This is a genomic window from Aeromicrobium sp. 636, assembly GCF_024433585.1.
Classification (GTDB): domain Bacteria; phylum Actinomycetota; class Actinomycetes; order Propionibacteriales; family Nocardioidaceae; genus Aeromicrobium; species Aeromicrobium senzhongii.
The window spans coordinates 58,415-76,086 of sequence record NZ_WNJU01000002.1; the positions used below are offsets into that span (position 1 = coordinate 58,415).

Consider the following 17,672-nt stretch of genomic DNA (forward strand, 5'->3'; position numbering starts at 1 on the left):
CCGTGAGGGGCGGGCCTTCGTGCTGTCCGGCGGCTCCGGTCCGCGAGCGGAGGAAAAAATCTCGGACTTGAGTGGAATGGACTCAACTTTGGACGCGTTGACATTGACATGGACCTGAACCACTTCACCACGCGCAGTCAGCAGGCTCTCGCTGCCGCCATGCAGCAGGCCGCTGCGGCCGGCAATCCCGCAGTGGAGCCGGCTCACCTCCTTTCCGCACTCATCACCCAGCAGGGCGGCACGGCCGCTCCGCTGCTGTCCGCCGCCGGCGCCGACCCCGCGGCCGTCGAGCAGGAGCTCGAGGCCGTCATCGGTCGACTGCCCAGCGCCAGCGGCTCCACGGTCGGCAATCCGCAGCTCGCCCGTGCCTCGCACGAGGTGCTGCAGCGCGCGATCGACCTTGCCTCCGAGCTCGGCGACGAGTTCGTCTCCAGCGAGCACCTGGTCGTGGGCATCGCCACCGTCACCGGCCCGGCGCAGCAGGTGCTGGCGTCCCACGGCGCCACCCCCGACACGCTGAAGGCCGCCTTCGAGGCCGTCCGCGGTGGCGCCCGCGCCACCAGCCAGGACGCCGAGGACCAGTACCAGTCCCTCGAGAAGTACGGCATCGACCTGACCGCGCTCGCCCGCGAGGGCAAGCTCGACCCGGTCATCGGCCGCGACTCCGAGATCCGGCGCGTCGTGCAGGTGCTGAGCCGCCGCACCAAGAACAACCCCGTCCTGATCGGCGAGCCCGGCGTCGGCAAGACCGCCGTCGTCGAGGGCCTGGCCCAGCGCATCATCGACGGGGACGTCCCCGAGTCCCTGCGCGGCCGTCGGCTGGTCAGTCTCGACCTCGGCGCGATGGTCGCGGGCGCGAAGTACCGCGGCGAGTTCGAGGAGCGACTCAAGGCGGTGCTCTCCGAGATCAAGGAGAGCAACGGCCAGATCGTCACGTTCATCGACGAGCTGCACACGGTCGTCGGCGCCGGCGCCACGGGCGACTCCGCCATGGACGCGGGCAACATGCTCAAGCCGATGCTGGCCCGTGGTGAGCTGCGCATGATCGGCGCGACGACGCTGGACGAGTACCGCGAGTCGATCGAGAAGGACGCCGCCCTGGAACGCCGCTTCCAGCAGGTGTTCGTGGGCGAGCCCAGCGTCGAGGACACGATCGCGATCCTGCGCGGCCTCAAGGAGAAGTACGAGGCGCACCACAAGGTCGAGATCGCCGACTCGGCCCTCGTCGCCGCCGCGACGCTGTCGCACCGCTACATCCCGGGTCGTCAGCTGCCCGACAAGGCCATCGACCTGATCGACGAGGCCTCCAGCCGGCTGCGCATGGAGATCGACTCCAGCCCGGTCGAGATCGACGAGCTCCGTCGCTCCGTGGACCGGCTCAAGATGGAGGAGCTGCACCTGCAGAACGAGAAGGACGAGGCCAGCCAGGAGCGGCTCGCCACCCTGCGCCAGGAGCTGGCTGACCAGCAGGAGAGTCTGCGTTCGCTGGAGCAGCGGTGGGAGGCCGAGAAGGAGAGCCTCAACGCCGTCGGCCGCATCAAGCAGGGCATCGACGAGGCCCGCATCGCCGCCGAGCGCGCCCAGCGCGAGGGTGACATGGACACGGCGAGCCGCCTGCTCTACGGCGAGATCCCCGCGATGGAGCGCCAGCTCGAGGACGCGCAGGCCGCCGAGGAGTCGGCATCCTCCGACCGCATGGTGCACGAGGAGGTCGGCCCCGACGACATCGCCGAGGTCGTGGCCTCCTGGACCGGCATCCCCACGGGCCGTCTGCTCGAGGGCGAGACCGAGAAGCTCCTGCACATGGAGGACGAGCTCGGCAAGCGCCTGATCGGCCAGAAGCCGGCCGTGCGCGCCGTCTCCGACGCCGTGCGGCGGGCCCGCGCCGGCGTGTCCGACCCGGACCGTCCGACCGGCTCGTTCCTGTTCCTCGGCCCCACGGGTGTCGGCAAGACCGAGCTGGCCAAGTCGCTGGCGGACTTCCTGTTCGACGACGAGCGCGCCATCGTGCGCATCGACATGAGCGAGTACTCCGAGAAGCACTCGGTCGCCCGCCTGGTCGGTGCCCCTCCGGGCTACGTCGGCTACGACGAGGGCGGTCAGCTCACCGAGGCCGTGCGCCGTCGCCCGTACTCGGTCGTGCTGCTCGACGAGGTCGAGAAGGCCCATCCCGAGGTCTTCGACATCCTCCTGCAGGTGCTCGACGACGGTCGTCTGACCGACGGCCAGGGCCGCACGGTGGACTTCCGCAACGTCATCTTGATCCTGACGTCGAACCTCGGCTCGCAGTTCCTGGTCGATCCGGCCCTGGACGACCAGGAGAAGCACGACAAGGTCATGGAGATCGTCCGGATGGCGTTCAAGCCGGAGTTCCTCAACCGGCTCGACGAGGTCGTCATGTTCGACGCGCTCGGCGTCGATGACCTGACCCGGATCGTCGACCTGCAGTTGGACGCCCTGGCCAAGCGGCTCGCTCCGCGCCGGATCACGCTCGACGTGACCTCGGCCGCGAAGGAGTGGCTGGCGCTGACCGGCTGGGATCCGGCATATGGCGCCCGTCCGCTGCGCCGGTTGGTGCAGCAGGCGATCGGCGACCGGTTGGCGCGTGAGCTGTTGGCGGGCGAGGTCCGCGACGGCGACACCGTGCTGGTCGACCGCGAGCCCGACGCCGACGAGCTGGTCGTGCGCCGCGCCTGACCGTTTACCACGGTCCCGTGGTAATTCCGCGCCTCCCCGGGGAAACTTCCCTGGGGAGGCGTCGGTTTACCACGGTCCCGTGGTAAACCGCGTCCGGCGGTTCAGGAGTGATCTGGTTGGATCGGAGTCATGTCCACGCCCAGGCCCCGGTCCGTCACCCTCGCCTGCGTGTACGGCGGTCTGGGCGGCATCCTGGCCGCCTTCTCGCTGTACGGAACGCTCCAGAACTGGGGCTCCATCGAGATCCAGGAGTCGCTGCGCTCGAGCCTCGAGCCGATCGGCGCCGACGCCGATGAGATCCTGCCGATCCTGCGCTGGATCTGCATGGGACTGCTCGTGGCCGCCATCGCGGCCACCGTCTTCTCCTTCTACGCCTCCCGCGGACACCAGACCTCCCGGATCGGGCTGACCGTCCTGGCCGGGTTCGCCGCGGTCGGCTTCCTGCTGACCGGCGTGGGCGGTGTGCTGCCCGCGATCCTGGGCATCCTGGTGGTCTATCTGCTGTGGACGGCCCAGGCGCGCGAGTGGTTCGCGGTCGTCAACGGCCGCACCCCGTTGTCCCTGGGCACCACGCCCTCGGTCCCCACGGCGGGAGCCGCTCAAGGGTCGGCGCCGGCGCCGACCTCCGCGCCCGGCGGCCCCCAGCCGCCCCCGTACGACCCCACCCAGCATCCTCAGCACATCCAGCAGATCACCGTTCCCGTGGCGGGAGCCCGGCCGCGTTCGGTCACCGTGGCGCTGCTCGTCTCGGGCATCGGCTCGCTGATCGGTGCCGCGGCCTCCGGGCTGGTGCTGCTGGCCCTGGTCGCGATGCGCGACGAGGTCGTCAAGCAGTACGAGCAGAACGACCTGCTGCGCGACCAGCTCAAGTCCGCCGGGGTCACCGCCACCGAGATGGTCACCCTCGGCAGCTGGTTGTTCGGCGGGTGGCTCGTGGTGTCCCTGTTGGGCCTGGTCGCGACGGCGTGGGCGGCCAGCGGGCATCGGCTCGGCTGGTGGGCGCTGGTGGTCGCCAGCGTCGTCACGGCGGGCTCCGCCGCGCTCGGACTGCCGGTCGGAATCGTCTGGATGCTGGGTGCGATCGTCGTGATCTTCCAGCTCTCCAAGCCCGAGGCGAAGGCCTGGTTCCACCGCGCGTGACGGGGGTCATACCCCTGATCCCCTCCCGTGAAAGCACGGAAATCGCTCAGTAGACTTGAGCGTATGGCTCAGGTCCGCGCTTCCTATCGTCCGCACGTCGTCGTCGTCGGAGGCGGATTCGGCGGGCTCGCCCTGGTGCGCAAGCTGGCGCGCACGGACGTCGACATCACCCTGATCGACCGTCACACGTACAACACCTTCCAGCCGCTGCTCTACCAGGTCGCGACGGCCAGCCTGAACCCCGGCGACATCACCTGGTTCCTGCGCGCCGTGCGCGCCAAGCAGGACAACGTGCGCTTCCTCAAGGGCACCGTCTCCCAGGTCGACCACGACGCCAAGTCGGTCATGCTCGAGGGCAACATCACGGTCAAGTACGACTACCTCGTCCTGGCCAACGGCGTGACGGCCAACTACTTCGGCATCCCCGGTGCCGAGGAGTTCGCGATGCCGCTGTACCGCCGCTCGCAGGCCCTCGCGCTGCGTGACCTGCTCTTCGCCAACCTCGAGAACGCCGCGGTCAACGGTCAGGACCGCGACCTGCGCGTCGTCGTCGTCGGTGGCGGCGCGACCGGCGTCGAGACGGCCGGCGCCCTGGCCGAGATGCGCAACCTCGACATGCCCACGACGTACCCCGAGCTCGACCAGCGGCGGGTCCACATCTCCTTGGTCGAGATGGGCGAGCACGTGCTGGCCCCGTTCCACCCGAAGCTGCGTGAGTACGCCAAGAAGGAGCTCATCAAGCGCGGCATCGACCTGCGCCTCAAGACGGCCGTGAAGGAGGTCCGCCGCGACGGCGTCCTCATCGAGAACGACGGCAACCAGGAGTTCCTCCCGGCCGGCATCGTGGTCTGGGCCTCCGGTGTCGCGGCGCACGGGGTCGTCAAGGACTGGGGCGTGCCGCAGGGCCGTGGCGGTCGCATCGAGGTCGACGAGCACCAGCGGGTGCGCGGCGTGGAGGGCGTCTTCGCCATCGGCGACATCTCGGTCAACCCCGACTCGCCTCTGCCCCAGTTGGGCCAGCCCGCGATCCAGGCCGGCAAGCACGTCGCCAAGGTGATCACGGCGCAGGTCTCGGACGGTCGCATGCCCAAGCCGTTCAAGTACTTCGACAAGGGCACGATGGCCACGATCGGTCGCGCCTCCGCGATCGCGCAGGTGCGCTACCTGCCGCGCCTCAAGGGCTTCCCGGCGTGGTTCATCTGGGTCACCGTCCACGTCGCCCTGCTGTTGGGCAACCGCAACCGCTTCGCGACGATGACGAACCTCTCGCTGAAGTACCTGCTGTGGCGCAGCCACAACGCGATCGTCGGCGAGACCCCGTACGTGATCGCCAACGAGCCCAAGGTCGTCTCGGGCGCCGACATCGAGCCGGTCCCGGCCAAGAAGGTCGCGCGCGCGAACCGCAAGGCGATCTCCAAGAAGGCGCAAGTCCGCAAGGCCGCGGCCCAGCAGACCATCGACGAGATCGACGAGCCCCGGCCCTGATCAGCCGGTCCTGATCAGGCCAGCGCGGCCGCGAGGTCCTGCCGCGCGGTCAGCAACGAGGGTCCGTACCAGGTGAGCGCCCGGCCGCTGCACAGCGCCGTCGGCACCGTGGTGAACGCCTCGGGGCCGTCGTCCGCGGTGAACACATAGGGTTCGTCGGGCAGCAGCACGAGGTCGAGGTCGCCCGCGTCCAGCGCGGCGACGTCCACGTGGGGGTACCGCTCCGGCGCCTCGGCGAACGCGTTCGCCAGCCCGAGCCGGCGCAGTAGGTCACCGGTGAAGGTGTCGCGCCCGACGACCATCCACGGGTCCCGCCAGATCGCGACGGCGACACGGCGCCCGCTCGCCTCGGCCGGCTCGGCCCAGCGGCGCTCGGCCTCGACCAGCCACGCCGGCACGCCCCAACCGAGTGCCTCGTCGAACAGTCGTCGCATCGACGCGAACGCCTCGTCCAAGGTTTCGATGTCGGTGACCCACACCGGGACGCCTGCCTCGCGGAGCCGGCGCACGTCCAGCTCGCGGTTCTCCTCCTTGTTGGCGATCACGACGTCGGGGGAGAGGGCGCGGATCGCCGCGAGGTCGGGGTTCTTGGTGCCGCGCACGCGGGGAACCGCCAGGTCGGCAGGGTGGGTGCACCACTGGGTCGCCCCGACGAGGGCGTCCGGCCGGGTCGCGGCGATCGCCTCGGTCAACGAGGGGACCAGGCTGACGACGCGCCGCGCGGGCTCGTGGAGGGCGACGTGGAAGCCGAGGTCATCGTGCATCGGCGCCCAGCCTAGGGTGGAAACCATGACTGAGTGGACTGCCTCCGGCGACTGGACCGACATCCGTTACGAGACGACGCAGGACGGGATCGCGAAGATCACGATCTGTCGTCCCGAGGTCCACAACGCCTTCCGCCCGCAGACGATCCAGGAGATCTCGCGTGCCCTGTCGATCGCGCGTGACGACGAGTCGGTGGGCGCCATCATCCTGACCGGCGAGGGCGAGAAGGCCTTCTGCTCCGGCGGCGACCAGCGCGTGCGCGGTGACTCGGGCTACAAGTCCGACGAGGGCGCGACGGGCCGCTTCGACGTCACCGACCTGCACGTGCAGATCCGCCGCACGCCCAAGCCGATCGTCGCGATGGTGGCCGGTTGGGCCATCGGCGGCGGCCATGTCCTGCACCTGGTCTGCGACCTGACGATCGCCGCCGACAACGCCCGCTTCGGCCAGGTCGGCCCGCGCGTCGGCTCGTTCGACGGCGGCTACGGCGCCAGCATCCTGTCCGACCTCGTGGGCCCGAAGAAGGCCAAGGAGATCTGGTTCCTGTGCCGTCAGTACGACGCGCAGGAGGCCCTGGACATGGGTCTGGTCAACACCGTCGTGCCGTTGGCCGAGTTGGAGGCCGAGACGGTGAAGTGGTGCCGCGAGATGCTCGCCCTCTCGCCGTGGGCGCTGCGGCTGTCGAAGATGAGCTTCCACGCCCACGAGGACGGGTACGCCGGGATCCAGCAGCTGGCCCACGACGCGAACCTGCTGTTCTACGGCCAGGCGGAGGCCCAGGAAGGGCGCGACGCCTACAAGGAGAAGCGCACCCCCGACTTCACGCAGTTCCCGCGCCGTTCCTGAGGTCGGCTCTTCCCACGAGCGGTTGACCGGGGTCACAATCGAGGAACCGCCCCGGCCCGGGGCGCAGGTCGGCCCCGGACCCGCTCGAAGGGAACCCGATCGTGCGCACTCCTCGTCTGTTTGCTGCCGTCGCCGGTGCCTCGCTCCTCGTGACGGCCCTGGGAGCCGTCCCGGCCACCGCCGAGGACCCGGCCCCTCCGGGCCCCGGCGTCAAATCGGCGCCGGAGGCCAGGACGCCCGGTTCCCTCACCGCCCGGGCGGCTCGGGCCGCGGCGGCGGAGGAGGAGCCCGATGGCGCGCTGGCGATGCCCCGGTCGTATCCGGTGCAGCCGAAGCTGTACGTCTACCCGCAGCCCGACCATGACGCGGCGGACCTGGCCGACCTCACCGGGTACGACGACATCGCCCCGCGCCTGCAGGCGGCGATGCGCACGTCCGACCGGGTCTCGACCCAGATCGTGGGCGAGTCCACGGAGGGCCGTCAGCTGTACCTCGTGACGGTCACCGCGCCGGAGGAGCAGGACGAAACCTCCCAGCAGACCGCGTGGCGCAAGAAGATCCGGACGGCACCCGAGGCGGCTGCGGCCGATGCGGCGCTGAAGAAGGGCTACAAGACCCCCGTCTGGGTCACGGCCAACATCCACGGCAACGAGTGGGAGGGCACGGACGCGGCCCTGGACTACATCGAGCAGCTCGCGTCGGCCCCGTGGAACGACGTGAAGGGTCTGTTGCGCGGGCACCGGCTCTACTTCACGGTCGTGCTCAACCCCGACGGCCGGACGCTCGGTCAGCGCCCCACGGCACTGAATCTCGACGAGAACCGCGACATGATCACGAACACGACACCGGAGTCGACGTCCTTCGTCCGGACGGCCCACGCCGTGCAGGCGCTCTATGCGGCCGACTTCCACGGCTACACCGGCGTGCTGCAGGTCGAGCCCTGCGGCCCGCCGCACGGTGACGACTACGAGTACGACCTGTTCATCCCGCACGGGTACGCCGCGGCGCTGCAGATCGAGAAGGACGTCGTCGACGCGCGGATTCCGGGCAACACGTACTACAACGTCGTCACCGGCGACGTCGTGGACGAGAACACCGGGCCCGACACCGCGCACATCGCGATCCCCTACCGCGACACACCGACCGGCTGGGACGACTACCCGCCGATCTTCACGGCGCAGTACGCGGCGTTCACGGGTGCGGTCACCTCGACGGTCGAGCTGCCGATCTCCCGCCCGAACTCCTCCAGCCAGTCGCCGGCGAACGCGGTCGTGAACCGAGCGGTGGCCCTGAGGACGATGCAGAGCCTCGTCGACTACGTCGCCGACCACGACGCGGCGATGCTGGCCGACCAGGTGGAGTTCTTCCGCCGGGCCAATGCCGGGCAGGAGCGCGTGGCGCTCACCGAGGCGAACATCGCCGCGGTGCCCGGACCCGATCAGTGGAAGCCGCTGTGGGACGCCTCGGACGACCAGGTTCCGGTGCAGTACCCGCGCGCCTTCGTGATCCCGATGGGTGCGGACCAGCGCTCGGTCTCGGATGCGCGCTTCCTCGTCTCACGGTTGCTCCTGCACGACATCGCGGTGCGTCGCCTGAACGCCGCGGCGACGTGGGACGGCACGAGGTATCCGGCCGGCTCGTACGTCGTCGACATGCACCAGCCCAAGCGGAACCTGGCGCACTCCCTGCTGGCGACGGGCTCGGACATCTCGAACCATCCGGGGATCCTCGCGATGTACGACGTGTCCGCCTGGAGCTGGGGACGGTTGTGGGGCGCCGACGTCGCTGCCGTCGGCACGACGGGCGTCGGGTCGCTGCCCGCGAGCACCAACGTCGTCTCCGCGGAGAAGGACGGATCGGTCCCGCGAGACGCCTCGCACCTCACCTTCGAGCTGGCCGGCGTCGACGACTTCCGTGCCCTGAACCTGCTCATCGGGGAGTACGGGGTGAGCGCCTCGCTGTTGGCGGACGGTTCGGCGATCCTCGCTGCGGGAGAGAAGACCCGCCTCGCGGTGGAAGCTGCCGCGGCCGAGTTCGATGTGGACTTCACCCGCGCCACGGCGGCGGAGCTGGCCGAGCTCTCCGACGCAGCGACCAAGGGTCTCAAGGAGCCGCGCATCGCCTACGCGGGCAACCAGGACGACCTGCTGTCGCTGACCCATTTGGGCTTCTACGACCTCCGCCGGGTGGACGCCGCGGCCCTCACGTCCGACCCGGATGCCCTCGACGGGGTCGACGTGCTCTGGCTGGGCGCCGGGCTGAACTTCACGGGGGCACAGGCTGCCGGCCGCGCCGCCGTCCAGGAGTTCGTGGACGGCGGTGGCGACATCGTGGGCCGGTCCGCGAACGCCTTCAACACCGCGAAGGCGTTCGGCGCCATCGATGGCACGGCGGTCACGGGCAACGGAGCCGGCAACGGCATCGTCGCGGTGGACACCGCTGCCGATGGTGTGTTGGCGCCGTATGCCCAGTCGCACGCGTTCGTGTATCCGGCGGCGTGGTTCACGGACCTGCCCGCGTCGGTCAAGGCGGAGCAGACCTACGCGACAGGCAACCCGCTGGTGGCCGGCCACTGGCGCGACACGACCGGGACCGACGGTCCCGCGAGTGCCGCCGGCCGGGCCGCCGCGGTGTCCGCCTCGACGCCGGAGGGCACCAACGCCTTCATCTTCGGCACGGCGCCGTTCTTCCGGACGCACACGAAGGGCGGTCAGAGTCAGGCGGCGCGGGCCATCTTCTGGGCCGCTCCCGAAGGGCGACGTGTCCCGGCTCCGATCTCGACCACGACGACCCTGAAGGTCCCCGGCTCGGTGACCTACCCGCGCTCGATCAACGCTCGGGTGACCGTGCGCGCCGCACGGGGCACGCCGGAGGGGAGAATCGAGATCCGCGAGGGATCGAGGGTCCTCGCGACCCGCGACCTCGGACCGTCCGGGTCGGTCACGGTGCGGGTGGCGCGGCTCAGGCCGGGATCCCACGCCCTGCGCGCCGTCTTCGTTCCGACGGAGGGCACGGCTTTCCTCAACTCGACCTCCGCCGCGAGCACGGTCAAGGTCGCCAAGGCGGCGTCCCGGACGACGGTCAAGGCCAAGGCGCTCGGCCAGGGCAAGGTCCGGGTCGCGGTCACGGTGAAGTCCGGTGCGGGCACGCCCACCGGCACCGTCCGGGTCAAGGTCGGGTCGAAGACCCGTCTGGTCAAGCTGAGGAACGGCAGGGCCACGGTCACGATCAAGGTCGCCAAGGGCAAGCGTTCGGTGACGGCTCGGTACGCCGGCTCGAGCCTGCTCAAGCCCAGCGCGAAGGGCGTGACCGTCCGGGTGCGCTGAGCCGTGGAACCGTCGTCTCAGGCGCTGACGTGGTGCCGGCCCAGCGGCAGCACCAGGGGGCGACCGCTGATGGGGTCCTCGACGACGCGCGCGTCGAGGCCGAAGACGATCTTGACCGTCTCCTCGGTGAGGACCTCCTCGGCCGAGCCCTGGGCGTGCACGGCGCCGTCGCGCACGGCGACCAGGTGATCGGCGTAGCGGGCGGCGAGGTTCAGGTCGTGCAGGACCATGGCGATGGTGGTGCCGCGCGAGCGGTTGAGGTCGGTCAGCAGGTCCAGCACCTCGATCTGGTGGCAGACGTCCAGGAACGTCGTCGGCTCGTCGAGCAGCAGCACCTCGGTCTGCTGGGCCAGCGAGAGCGCGATCCAGACGCGCTGACGCTGCCCGCCGGAGAGCTCGTCGACGACCCGGTCGGCCAGGTCCAGCACGCCCGTCGTCTCCAGGGCCTCGGCGACGATCTCGTCCTCGGCAGCGGTCCAGCGCGCGAAGGTGCGCCGGTGCGGGTGGCGGCCCTGGGCCACGAGCTCCGCGACGGTGATGCCCTCGGGGGCGATCGGCGACTGGGGGAGCAGGCCCAGGTGGCGGGCGACCTCCTTGGTCGCCATCGTGTGGATGTCCTGCCCGTCGAGCAGGACGCGTCCGCGCTCGGGCGTGAGCAGGCGCGCCATCCCACGCAGCAGGGTCGACTTGCCGCACGCGTTGGCGCCGACGATGGTCGTGATGCGTCCGGCCGGCAGGGACAGGCTCAGGTCGGAGACGATCGTGCGGTCGCCGTACGCCAGGGTCAGGGCCTCGGTCGTCAAGGTGGTGGTCACAGGGAGCCTCCCGTGCGCTGGGTGCGAATGAGCAGGTAGATCAGGAACGGCGCTCCGAGCGCACCGGTGATGACGCCGACGGGATACCGGGCGTCGAAGGCGTACTGGCCGATGAGGTCGGCAGCCAGGACCAGGGCCGCCCCGACCAGGGCGGACGGCACCATGAGCGAGCCACGGTGGCCGACCAGTCGCGTCGCGATCGGACCGGCCATGAACGCGACGAACAGGATCGGGCCGGTCGCCGCGGTCGCGAACGCGGCGAGGGCCACGGCCACCAGGACCAGCAGCCGCCGCGTCGTCTCGACCGGAACGCCCAGTCCGGCCGCGAGGTCCTCGCCCAGGCGCAGCAGCATCAGCCGCCGGCCGAGCAGCAGCAGGACCGGCGTCAACACGACGAAGGGGAGGGCGACCAGAGCGACGCCGTCCCAGTCGGCCAGGTTGAGGCTGCCGTTGAGCCACCGCATGGCGCGGCTCAGGTCCCACTCGTTCGCGTAGACCAGCAGGTAGGCGGTGACACTGTTGAGCATCGCCGCGATGCCGATGCCCACGAGGATCAGGCGCGTGCCGACGGCGGCGCCGCTGGACGCCAGGGCGTAGATGACGGCGGCGGTCGCGACGCCCGCGGCGACGGCGCCGAGTGAGACAGCCAGGCCGCTCAGGCCCAGGACGACGATCGCGAAGAGGGCGGCGGCGTTGGCGCCGTTGGTGATGCCGATGATGTCGGGGCTGGCCAGCGGGTTGCGCAGCATCGTCTGGAAGGTGACGCCGGCCAGGCCGAAGCAGGCGCCGGCGACCGCGGCCAGCGTGGCCCGGGGCAGGCGCAGCTCGCCGACGATGAAGGACGCACCCGGGACGAACTGACCGGTCAGCACCTTCCACACGTCGCCGGGCGAGTAGATCGGCGTGCCCACGGACAGCGAGACGAGGAACAGGACGGCGACCAGGACGGCCAGGCCGGCGATCGCGAAGCGCGCACGGCGGGCGCCGTGCATGCGGACGGCGCGGACGGTGGCGGTGGTCGTGCGGTTCGCGGTCATGCCCGGGCTCCCCGGCCACGCAGGACGACCCACAAGAAGACGGGTCCACCGATGAGGGCCGTGACCACGCCGACGTCGATCTCGCCGGGGCGCCCCAGCACGCGCCCGGTGACGTCGGCGAGGGTGAGCAGGGCGGCCCCGGTGACGGCGCAGATCGGCAGCAGCCAGCGGTGGTCGGCCCCGACGAGCTGACGGACCAGGTGCGGCACGATCAGGCCGATGAAGCCGATCGGCCCGGCCAGCGCGGTCGCGCTGCCGCACAGGATGATCGCGCCGGCCGCGCCGCCGAGGCGGGTCCGGGTGACGTGGACGCCGAGCCCGGCGGCGGCATCGTCGCCCAGCGCGAGGATGTTGAGCGATCGGGCGGCGAGCAGGCACACGGCCGCGCCCACGAGCAGGATCGGCAGGACCATCAGCGTGTCGTGGTTGTCTGCGCGTCCCACGCTGCCGACCTGCCAGAAGCGGAAGACCCGCATGACGTCGATGCGCGGCAGCAGGATCGCGCTCGACAGCGACGTGAACGCCGCGGTGGTGATGGCGCCGGCGAGCGCGAGCTTGAGCGGCGTCGGTCCGCCGATGCCCAGCGAGCCCACCGCGTAGACGAAGACGGCGGCCAGGGCAGCGCCGGCCAGCGCGAAGACGATGTAGAGCGGCATGGTGGCCGCACCGAAGAAGGCGATGGCGATCACGACGAGCAACGAGGCGCCGGAGTTGATGCCCAGGATGAAGGGGTCGGCGAGGGGGTTGCGGGTGACGGCCTGCAGCACGGCGCCGGCCATGGCCAGGGCCGCTCCGACCACGATGGCCAAGATGGTGCGAGGGACGCGTGAGCGGACGGCGGCCGAGGTGACGTCCTCGGAGTCGGTCGTCAGGGCCGTCCAGACCTCACCGAGGCTGACCACCCGTGCACCGAACGCGACCGAGAGGAACACGGCCACGGCCAGCGCGATCAGGCTGACCAGCAACCACCACGGGGGACGCCGCGTCCTGGCGGCGTCCCCCACGGTCGGTTCGAGCGTTGCGGTCACTTCACCTTCGAAGAGGCATCCGCGAGCAGCGCGACGTAGTCGTCGAGCATCCACGGGATCGAGAGGGCCGACGGCGACACGGCCGCGGCCAGCGGGGTGTTGTCCTTCAACAGGGCGACGGATCCGCGCTCGATCGCGGGGATCTTGCCGACCAGCGGGTGGGCCTGGGCCTTCGTGAGGGCCGCGGCGTCGCCGTAGCCCACGAAGACGTCTGCACCGGCGAGCTCGTCGGCCTTCTCGGAGCTGACCTCGAGGAAGAACTGGTCGGACGACTCCGAGGCCTTCGTGACGAAGTCCGGCGTCGAGAAGCCGAGGTCGTTGAGGAACGCCGCGCGGGTGTCGAAGGCGGTGTAGTAGCCGACCTTGCTCAGGTCGGTCGGGTCGATCCAGCTCATGACGGCCGTCTTGCCCTTGATCTGCGGGTGCTTCGCGACGGCGTCGGCCATCTGCTGCTCGAGGTCGGCGATCAGCTGCGTCGCCTGGTCGGTCTTGCCCAGCGCCTGGCCGGTCAGCTTGATGGCGTCGCGCCACGTGGTGCCCCACGCCTCGTCGGGGAACGCGACGGTCGGCGCGATCTTGGAGAGCGTCTCGTACTCCTCCTTCGTCAGGCCGGAGTTGGGCGCGAGGATCAGGTCGGGGCTGGTCTGGGCGACCGCGGCGGCGTCGATGCCTTCGGTCTCGTCGAACAGGACGGGAGTCTCGCCCTCGAGCTCGTCGATCTTGTCCTTGACCCACGGGTGCAGCCCGTCGGTGTCGTCGTCGCCGTACGTGGCCTTGGGCATGCCGACCGGCACGACGCCCAGCGCGAGGGCGGTGTCCTGGTTCGACCAGGCGACGGTGGCGACGCGCTTCGGCTCGCTCGTGATCTCGGTCTTGCCCAGGGCGTGCTCGATCGTGACGGGGAAGTTCTCACCCGAAGCCCCCGAGGCTTCGTTGGAGTCGTCGGAGGAGGAGGAGCCGCAGGCGGCCAGGCTGAACGCGAGGGTCGCGGCGGCCAGCAGGGGTGCGAGGCGCACGGTAGTGCCTTTCGATGAAGAGCGTGACTAGGTAAGGCTACGCTAATCTCATCTGCGGGGTGAACGTGCGGTGCGCCACACGTCGGCGGGCGCATCCGGGCCGATCGCTACGGTGGGGCCATGGCCGGACTGGACTTCGATCCCATCGAGCGCGCGGCGCAGCTGTGGGCCGAGCGGATCGGGGACGCGACGTCGATGCGACTGGCCACGTCGATCATGCGGGTCCACCAGCTCCTGGCCTCGCGGCTCGACGCGGCGCTGCGGCCGTTCGGCATCACGTTCGCCCGGTACGAGGTGCTGCGGCTGCTCTCGTTCAGCTCGTCCGGCTCGTTGCCGTTGTCGAAGATCGGCGAGCGGCTGATGGTGCACCCGACCTCGGTCACCAACGTGATCGACCGGCTCGTCGCCGACGGGCTCGTCGATCGTCGCATCGACCCGAGCGACCGGCGCCGCGCACTGGCCTCGCTCACCGACGCCGGTCGGCAGGTGCTGGACGACGCGACGCAGGCCTTGGTCGCGATGGACTTCGGCCTCGACGAGATCAGTCCGGGCGACCAGACCACGATCCACGAGTTGCTCACGCCCCTGCGCCGCGGCGACTGGACCTGACGCCGGCCGCAAACGCGAAGCGCCGGCCCACCCGAAGGTGGACCGGCGCAGGGGCGGTGACTGGGTCAGACCTTGGCCGTCGCGTACGTGCGCGCGCCCTCGATCGTCGTCGTCGTCTTGTAGTTCAGGCGGTACTTGTACTTCTTCTTGGACTTGAAGGTGATCTTGCCGTTGCCGGACTTGTTCACCTTGATGTTCTTGAAGTTGCGCCACTTGCCGCCCTTGAGGCGCTGCAGCTTCACCTTGCGGACGGTGGCCAGCTTGCCGTTGGGCTGGTAGACGCGCCACTTGGTCGCGCGGACCGTCATCTTGGAGCCGCGCTTGCTGTACTTCATCTTCAGGCGGCGGTCGAACTGGCGGAGGATGCGGAACTGGTTGCTGTTGGTGGCCCCGCTGACGTTCATGAGGCCGCCGCCGCCCGACGTGTAGACGTTGGCGCGCAGGTTGCGCAGCTGGGCGACGCCGTAGCCGAAGCGCTTGTGCCAGCGCACCGAGCTCGCGTAGGGCGAGAAGGTGACCGGGCCGATCAGGCGGCCGTTGATGTACAGGTCGGCCGTGAAGTCGCGGACCGAGTAACCCGGAGCGACGCTGCCGCTGACGGCGATGCCGGTGGAGACCTCCGCCTCCTTGGCGATGCGCTGTTCCCACGAGTAGCGACGGGCCAGCGTGAAGCTGGTGATCTGGACTGGCGCGGCCTGGGCGGCCGAGACGCCGGACGAGCGCAGCGTGGACTGCGCGGTCGCGGCCGGTGCGGGCTGCGGGACGGCGGTGGCCGCGGAGCCGGACTCCTGGGCCTGGGCCGTGACCGGCGAAGCCAGCGAGATGGTCATGGCGGCTGCCGCGAGCAGCGCGCCCTTGGTGAAGCGTCGGTTCATGGTTCTCCCCGAGATGAGATGGATGGTGCGAGCGACATTCTGGCACGGCGCCGACCGTCGCGCAGGCGGACTGGAGAGTCTCCTCCGGTCGTGTCGCGACGTTCTCAGTCGAGCATCTCGGCGCCGAGACTCGACTCGGGAACACCGAGCCCGTCGATGAGTGCCAGCGTGTGCGGACGCAGCCGTTCCAGCAGGGCGTTGACCTCGGTCGTGACGGCCTTGGCGCGCGTGTCGCTGATCCGGTTGTGCTCCATGAACCACGCCTTGTCCCGCTCGATCACGGTGAGCGCGTAGAGCGAGCAGACGTCGCGCAGCAGGTCGGCGGCCTCCTCGTCCTCACAGCGTGCGATGCCGGCGGTGAAGGCCTCCAGCACGATGCGGTCGATGTGCACCTGGCCGATCTTCACGACGTGGTCCTGTGCGGCGTTGAACGTCGAGAACGCCTCGCCCTGGTCCTTGCCGGCCCGGCGCAGCCGGCGCGCGGCCGTCTCGATGACGTGCTGCTCGCGGTCCTCGAAGAGGTTGAGCTGGGTACCGCGATCGAGCAGGTTGTGCTCGTCGTCGTTGGAGCGCGCGTCGATCAGGCGCTGGATCAGCTGCGTCGCGGCCGTGCGCTCCTTGACGGTGTCGGCCACCGTGCTGGCCGCGAAGCGCACCATGCCGACGGGGTCCAGGCCGGTGACCTCCTTGGCGTAGGACGTCAGCAGCTCCTTGGCCACGAGCTGCAGCAGCACGACGTTGTCACCCTCGAACGTGGTGAAGACGTCGCTGTCGGCGCGCAGGGTCGTGAGGCGGTTCTCGGCCAGGTAACCGGCGCCGCCGCACGCCTCACGGCACTCCTGGATGGCCCTGCTCGCGAACGAGGTCTGCGCGGCCTTGAGGCCGGCGGCGCGTCCCTCGAGCTCACGCTGGGCGTGCGCGTCGGGGTCGGCCTCGGTCTGCAACCGGTCCATGCGCGCGACGAGCTGGTTGTGCGCGAACCGGAGGGCGTACGCCTCCGCGATCAGCGGCAGCAGGCGGCGCTGGTGCATCCGGTAATCCATCAGCACCGTCTCCTCGCCGGGAACGCCCTCGAACTGGCGACGCTGCAGGGCGTAGCGACCGGCGATGCTGAGCGCGACCTCGGCGGCGGCTCGCGCCGACCCGCCGACGCTGACGCGGCCGCGGATGAGCGTGCCGATCATGGTGAAGAAGCGCGCGTTGCGGCTCTCGATGGGCGAGGAGTAGACGCCACCCTCGTCGACGCTGCCGTAGCGGTTCAGCAGGTTGTCGCGCGGGATCCGTACCTGGTCGAACATGATGCGGCCGTTGTCGACGCCGCCGAGGCCGCCCTTGTACCCGCAGTCGCTCGTCGTGACGCCGGGCAGGTCGTCGCCGGCCTCGTCGCGGATCGGCACCACGAAGCAGTGCACGCCGTGGTCCTCGCCCAGGGTGATCAGCCGCGCGAACACCGCGGCGACCCGGGCGTGCTTGGCCGCGCCGCCGATGTAGTCCTTGCGCGCCGACGGCGTGGGGGAGTCGATCACGAACTCCTGCGTCGTCGGGTCGTAGGTGGCCGTCGTCTCGAGACTCTGGACGTCGCTGCCGTGGCCGGTCTCGGTCATCGCGAAGCAGCCCAACAGGTCCAGGTTGATGAGGGCCGGGATGTACGCCTCGTGGTGACGCTCGGTGCCCAGGTTCTCGATGGCGCCGCCGAACAGGCCCCACTGGACGCCCGCCTTGACCATGAGCGACAGGTCGAACTGCGCGAGCATCTCGATGCCCGTGACGGCCATGCCGGGGTCGCCGGTGCCGCCGTTCTCGGTGCGGAACCCGGCCGCCGGGATGCCGGTGGGCACGAGCTGCTTCATCTGGTCCAGCACCCGCTCGCGGGCCTCGTCCAGGCTCAGCGAGTGGTCGTACGCCAGGTCCAGCGCCGCCAGCTCCACCCGGCTCTGCTCGCGCACGTGGCGCCACTTGCCGTCGATCGACCGTCGAAGTTCCTCACCGAGACTCATGGCCACAGGCTAGTGGCGAGCGCCCACCGCGACACG

At 70.4% G+C, this 17,672-nt stretch carries 13 protein-coding genes; 6 read left to right on the top strand and 7 right to left on the bottom strand.

The annotated features are described in order from the left end of the window. The first annotated feature begins 108 nt into the window (after nucleotides 1-108). The 3 genes from clpB to GL325_RS06910 all read left to right on the top strand — a co-directional run bounded on the left by clpB (nucleotide 109) and on the right by GL325_RS06910 (nucleotide 5,322). Entirely contained in the window at nucleotides 109-2,697 is a 2,589-nt protein-coding gene (gene clpB / locus GL325_RS06900; protein ID WP_187769075.1) for an ATP-dependent chaperone ClpB, read from the top strand. A gap of 129 nt (nucleotides 2,698-2,826) precedes the next feature. After that, nucleotides 2,827-3,837, top strand: a complete 1,011-nt coding sequence (locus GL325_RS06905) for a hypothetical protein (protein WP_187769076.1) — start codon at nucleotides 2,827-2,829, stop codon at nucleotides 3,835-3,837. A 63-nt stretch (nucleotides 3,838-3,900) separates the two neighbouring features. Then, a complete protein-coding gene (locus GL325_RS06910; RefSeq protein ID WP_154596454.1) occupies nucleotides 3,901-5,322 on the top strand; it encodes an NAD(P)/FAD-dependent oxidoreductase in 1,422 nt (473 codons plus the stop codon). 14 nt (nucleotides 5,323-5,336) lie between these two features. On the opposite strand, the gene GL325_RS06915 is transcribed toward GL325_RS06910, so the two are convergent. Continuing rightward, nucleotides 5,337-6,086, bottom strand: a complete 750-nt coding sequence (locus GL325_RS06915; RefSeq protein WP_187769077.1) for a helical backbone metal receptor — start codon at nucleotides 6,084-6,086, stop codon at nucleotides 5,337-5,339. A 25-nt stretch (nucleotides 6,087-6,111) separates the two neighbouring features. Here GL325_RS06915 and menB point away from each other — a divergent pair, with 25 nt between their 5' ends. Both menB and GL325_RS06925 read left to right on the top strand, forming a co-directional pair. Then, on the top strand, nucleotides 6,112-6,933 hold the full coding sequence (gene menB, locus GL325_RS06920; protein WP_154596456.1) for a 1,4-dihydroxy-2-naphthoyl-CoA synthase: 822 nt from the start codon (nucleotides 6,112-6,114) through the stop codon (nucleotides 6,931-6,933). A 101-nt stretch (nucleotides 6,934-7,034) separates the two neighbouring features. Next, a complete protein-coding gene (locus GL325_RS06925; RefSeq protein ID WP_187769078.1) occupies nucleotides 7,035-10,259 on the top strand; it encodes a M14 family metallopeptidase in 3,225 nt (1,074 codons plus the stop codon). A 17-nt stretch (nucleotides 10,260-10,276) separates the two neighbouring features. Here GL325_RS06925 and GL325_RS06930 read toward each other — a convergent pair whose 3' ends face one another. The 4 genes from GL325_RS06930 to GL325_RS06945 are packed head-to-tail and all read right to left on the bottom strand — an operon-like array spanning nucleotide 10,277 to nucleotide 14,155. Next, entirely contained in the window at nucleotides 10,277-11,074 is a 798-nt protein-coding gene (locus GL325_RS06930) for an ABC transporter ATP-binding protein (protein ID WP_187411578.1), read from the bottom strand. Beyond that, complete coding sequence (locus GL325_RS06935; RefSeq protein WP_187769079.1) at nucleotides 11,071-12,111, bottom strand: iron chelate uptake ABC transporter family permease subunit; 1,041 nt, start codon at nucleotides 12,109-12,111, stop codon at nucleotides 11,071-11,073. The genes GL325_RS06930 and GL325_RS06935 overlap by 4 nt, the downstream gene beginning before the upstream one ends. After that, nucleotides 12,108-13,139: an iron ABC transporter permease gene (locus tag GL325_RS06940; RefSeq protein WP_187769080.1), complete on the bottom strand. Its 1,032-nt coding sequence runs from the start codon at nucleotides 13,137-13,139 to the stop codon at nucleotides 12,108-12,110. Before GL325_RS06940 ends, GL325_RS06935 begins: the two co-directional genes overlap by 4 nt. Continuing rightward, on the bottom strand, nucleotides 13,136-14,155 hold the full coding sequence (locus tag GL325_RS06945; RefSeq protein WP_222865794.1) for an iron-siderophore ABC transporter substrate-binding protein: 1,020 nt from the start codon (nucleotides 14,153-14,155) through the stop codon (nucleotides 13,136-13,138). The genes GL325_RS06940 and GL325_RS06945 overlap by 4 nt, the downstream gene beginning before the upstream one ends. A 120-nt stretch (nucleotides 14,156-14,275) precedes the next feature. Here GL325_RS06945 and GL325_RS06950 point away from each other — a divergent pair, with 120 nt between their 5' ends. Next, nucleotides 14,276-14,764 carry a MarR family winged helix-turn-helix transcriptional regulator gene (locus GL325_RS06950; protein ID WP_154596459.1) on the top strand — a complete coding sequence of 163 codons (489 nt, stop codon included), beginning with the start codon at nucleotides 14,276-14,278 and terminating at the stop codon, nucleotides 14,762-14,764. A gap of 65 nt (nucleotides 14,765-14,829) precedes the next feature. On the opposite strand, the gene GL325_RS06955 is transcribed toward GL325_RS06950, so the two are convergent. Together GL325_RS06955 and GL325_RS06960 are read right to left on the bottom strand one after the other, a co-directional pair. Further along, nucleotides 14,830-15,639, bottom strand: a complete 810-nt coding sequence (locus GL325_RS06955; protein WP_187769081.1) for a hypothetical protein — start codon at nucleotides 15,637-15,639, stop codon at nucleotides 14,830-14,832. A 104-nt stretch (nucleotides 15,640-15,743) separates the two neighbouring features. Continuing rightward, nucleotides 15,744-17,636, bottom strand: coding sequence for an acyl-CoA dehydrogenase (locus GL325_RS06960; RefSeq protein ID WP_187769082.1), 1,893 nt, complete (start codon nucleotides 17,634-17,636; stop codon nucleotides 15,744-15,746). Nucleotides 17,637-17,672: the final 36 nt, after the last annotated feature.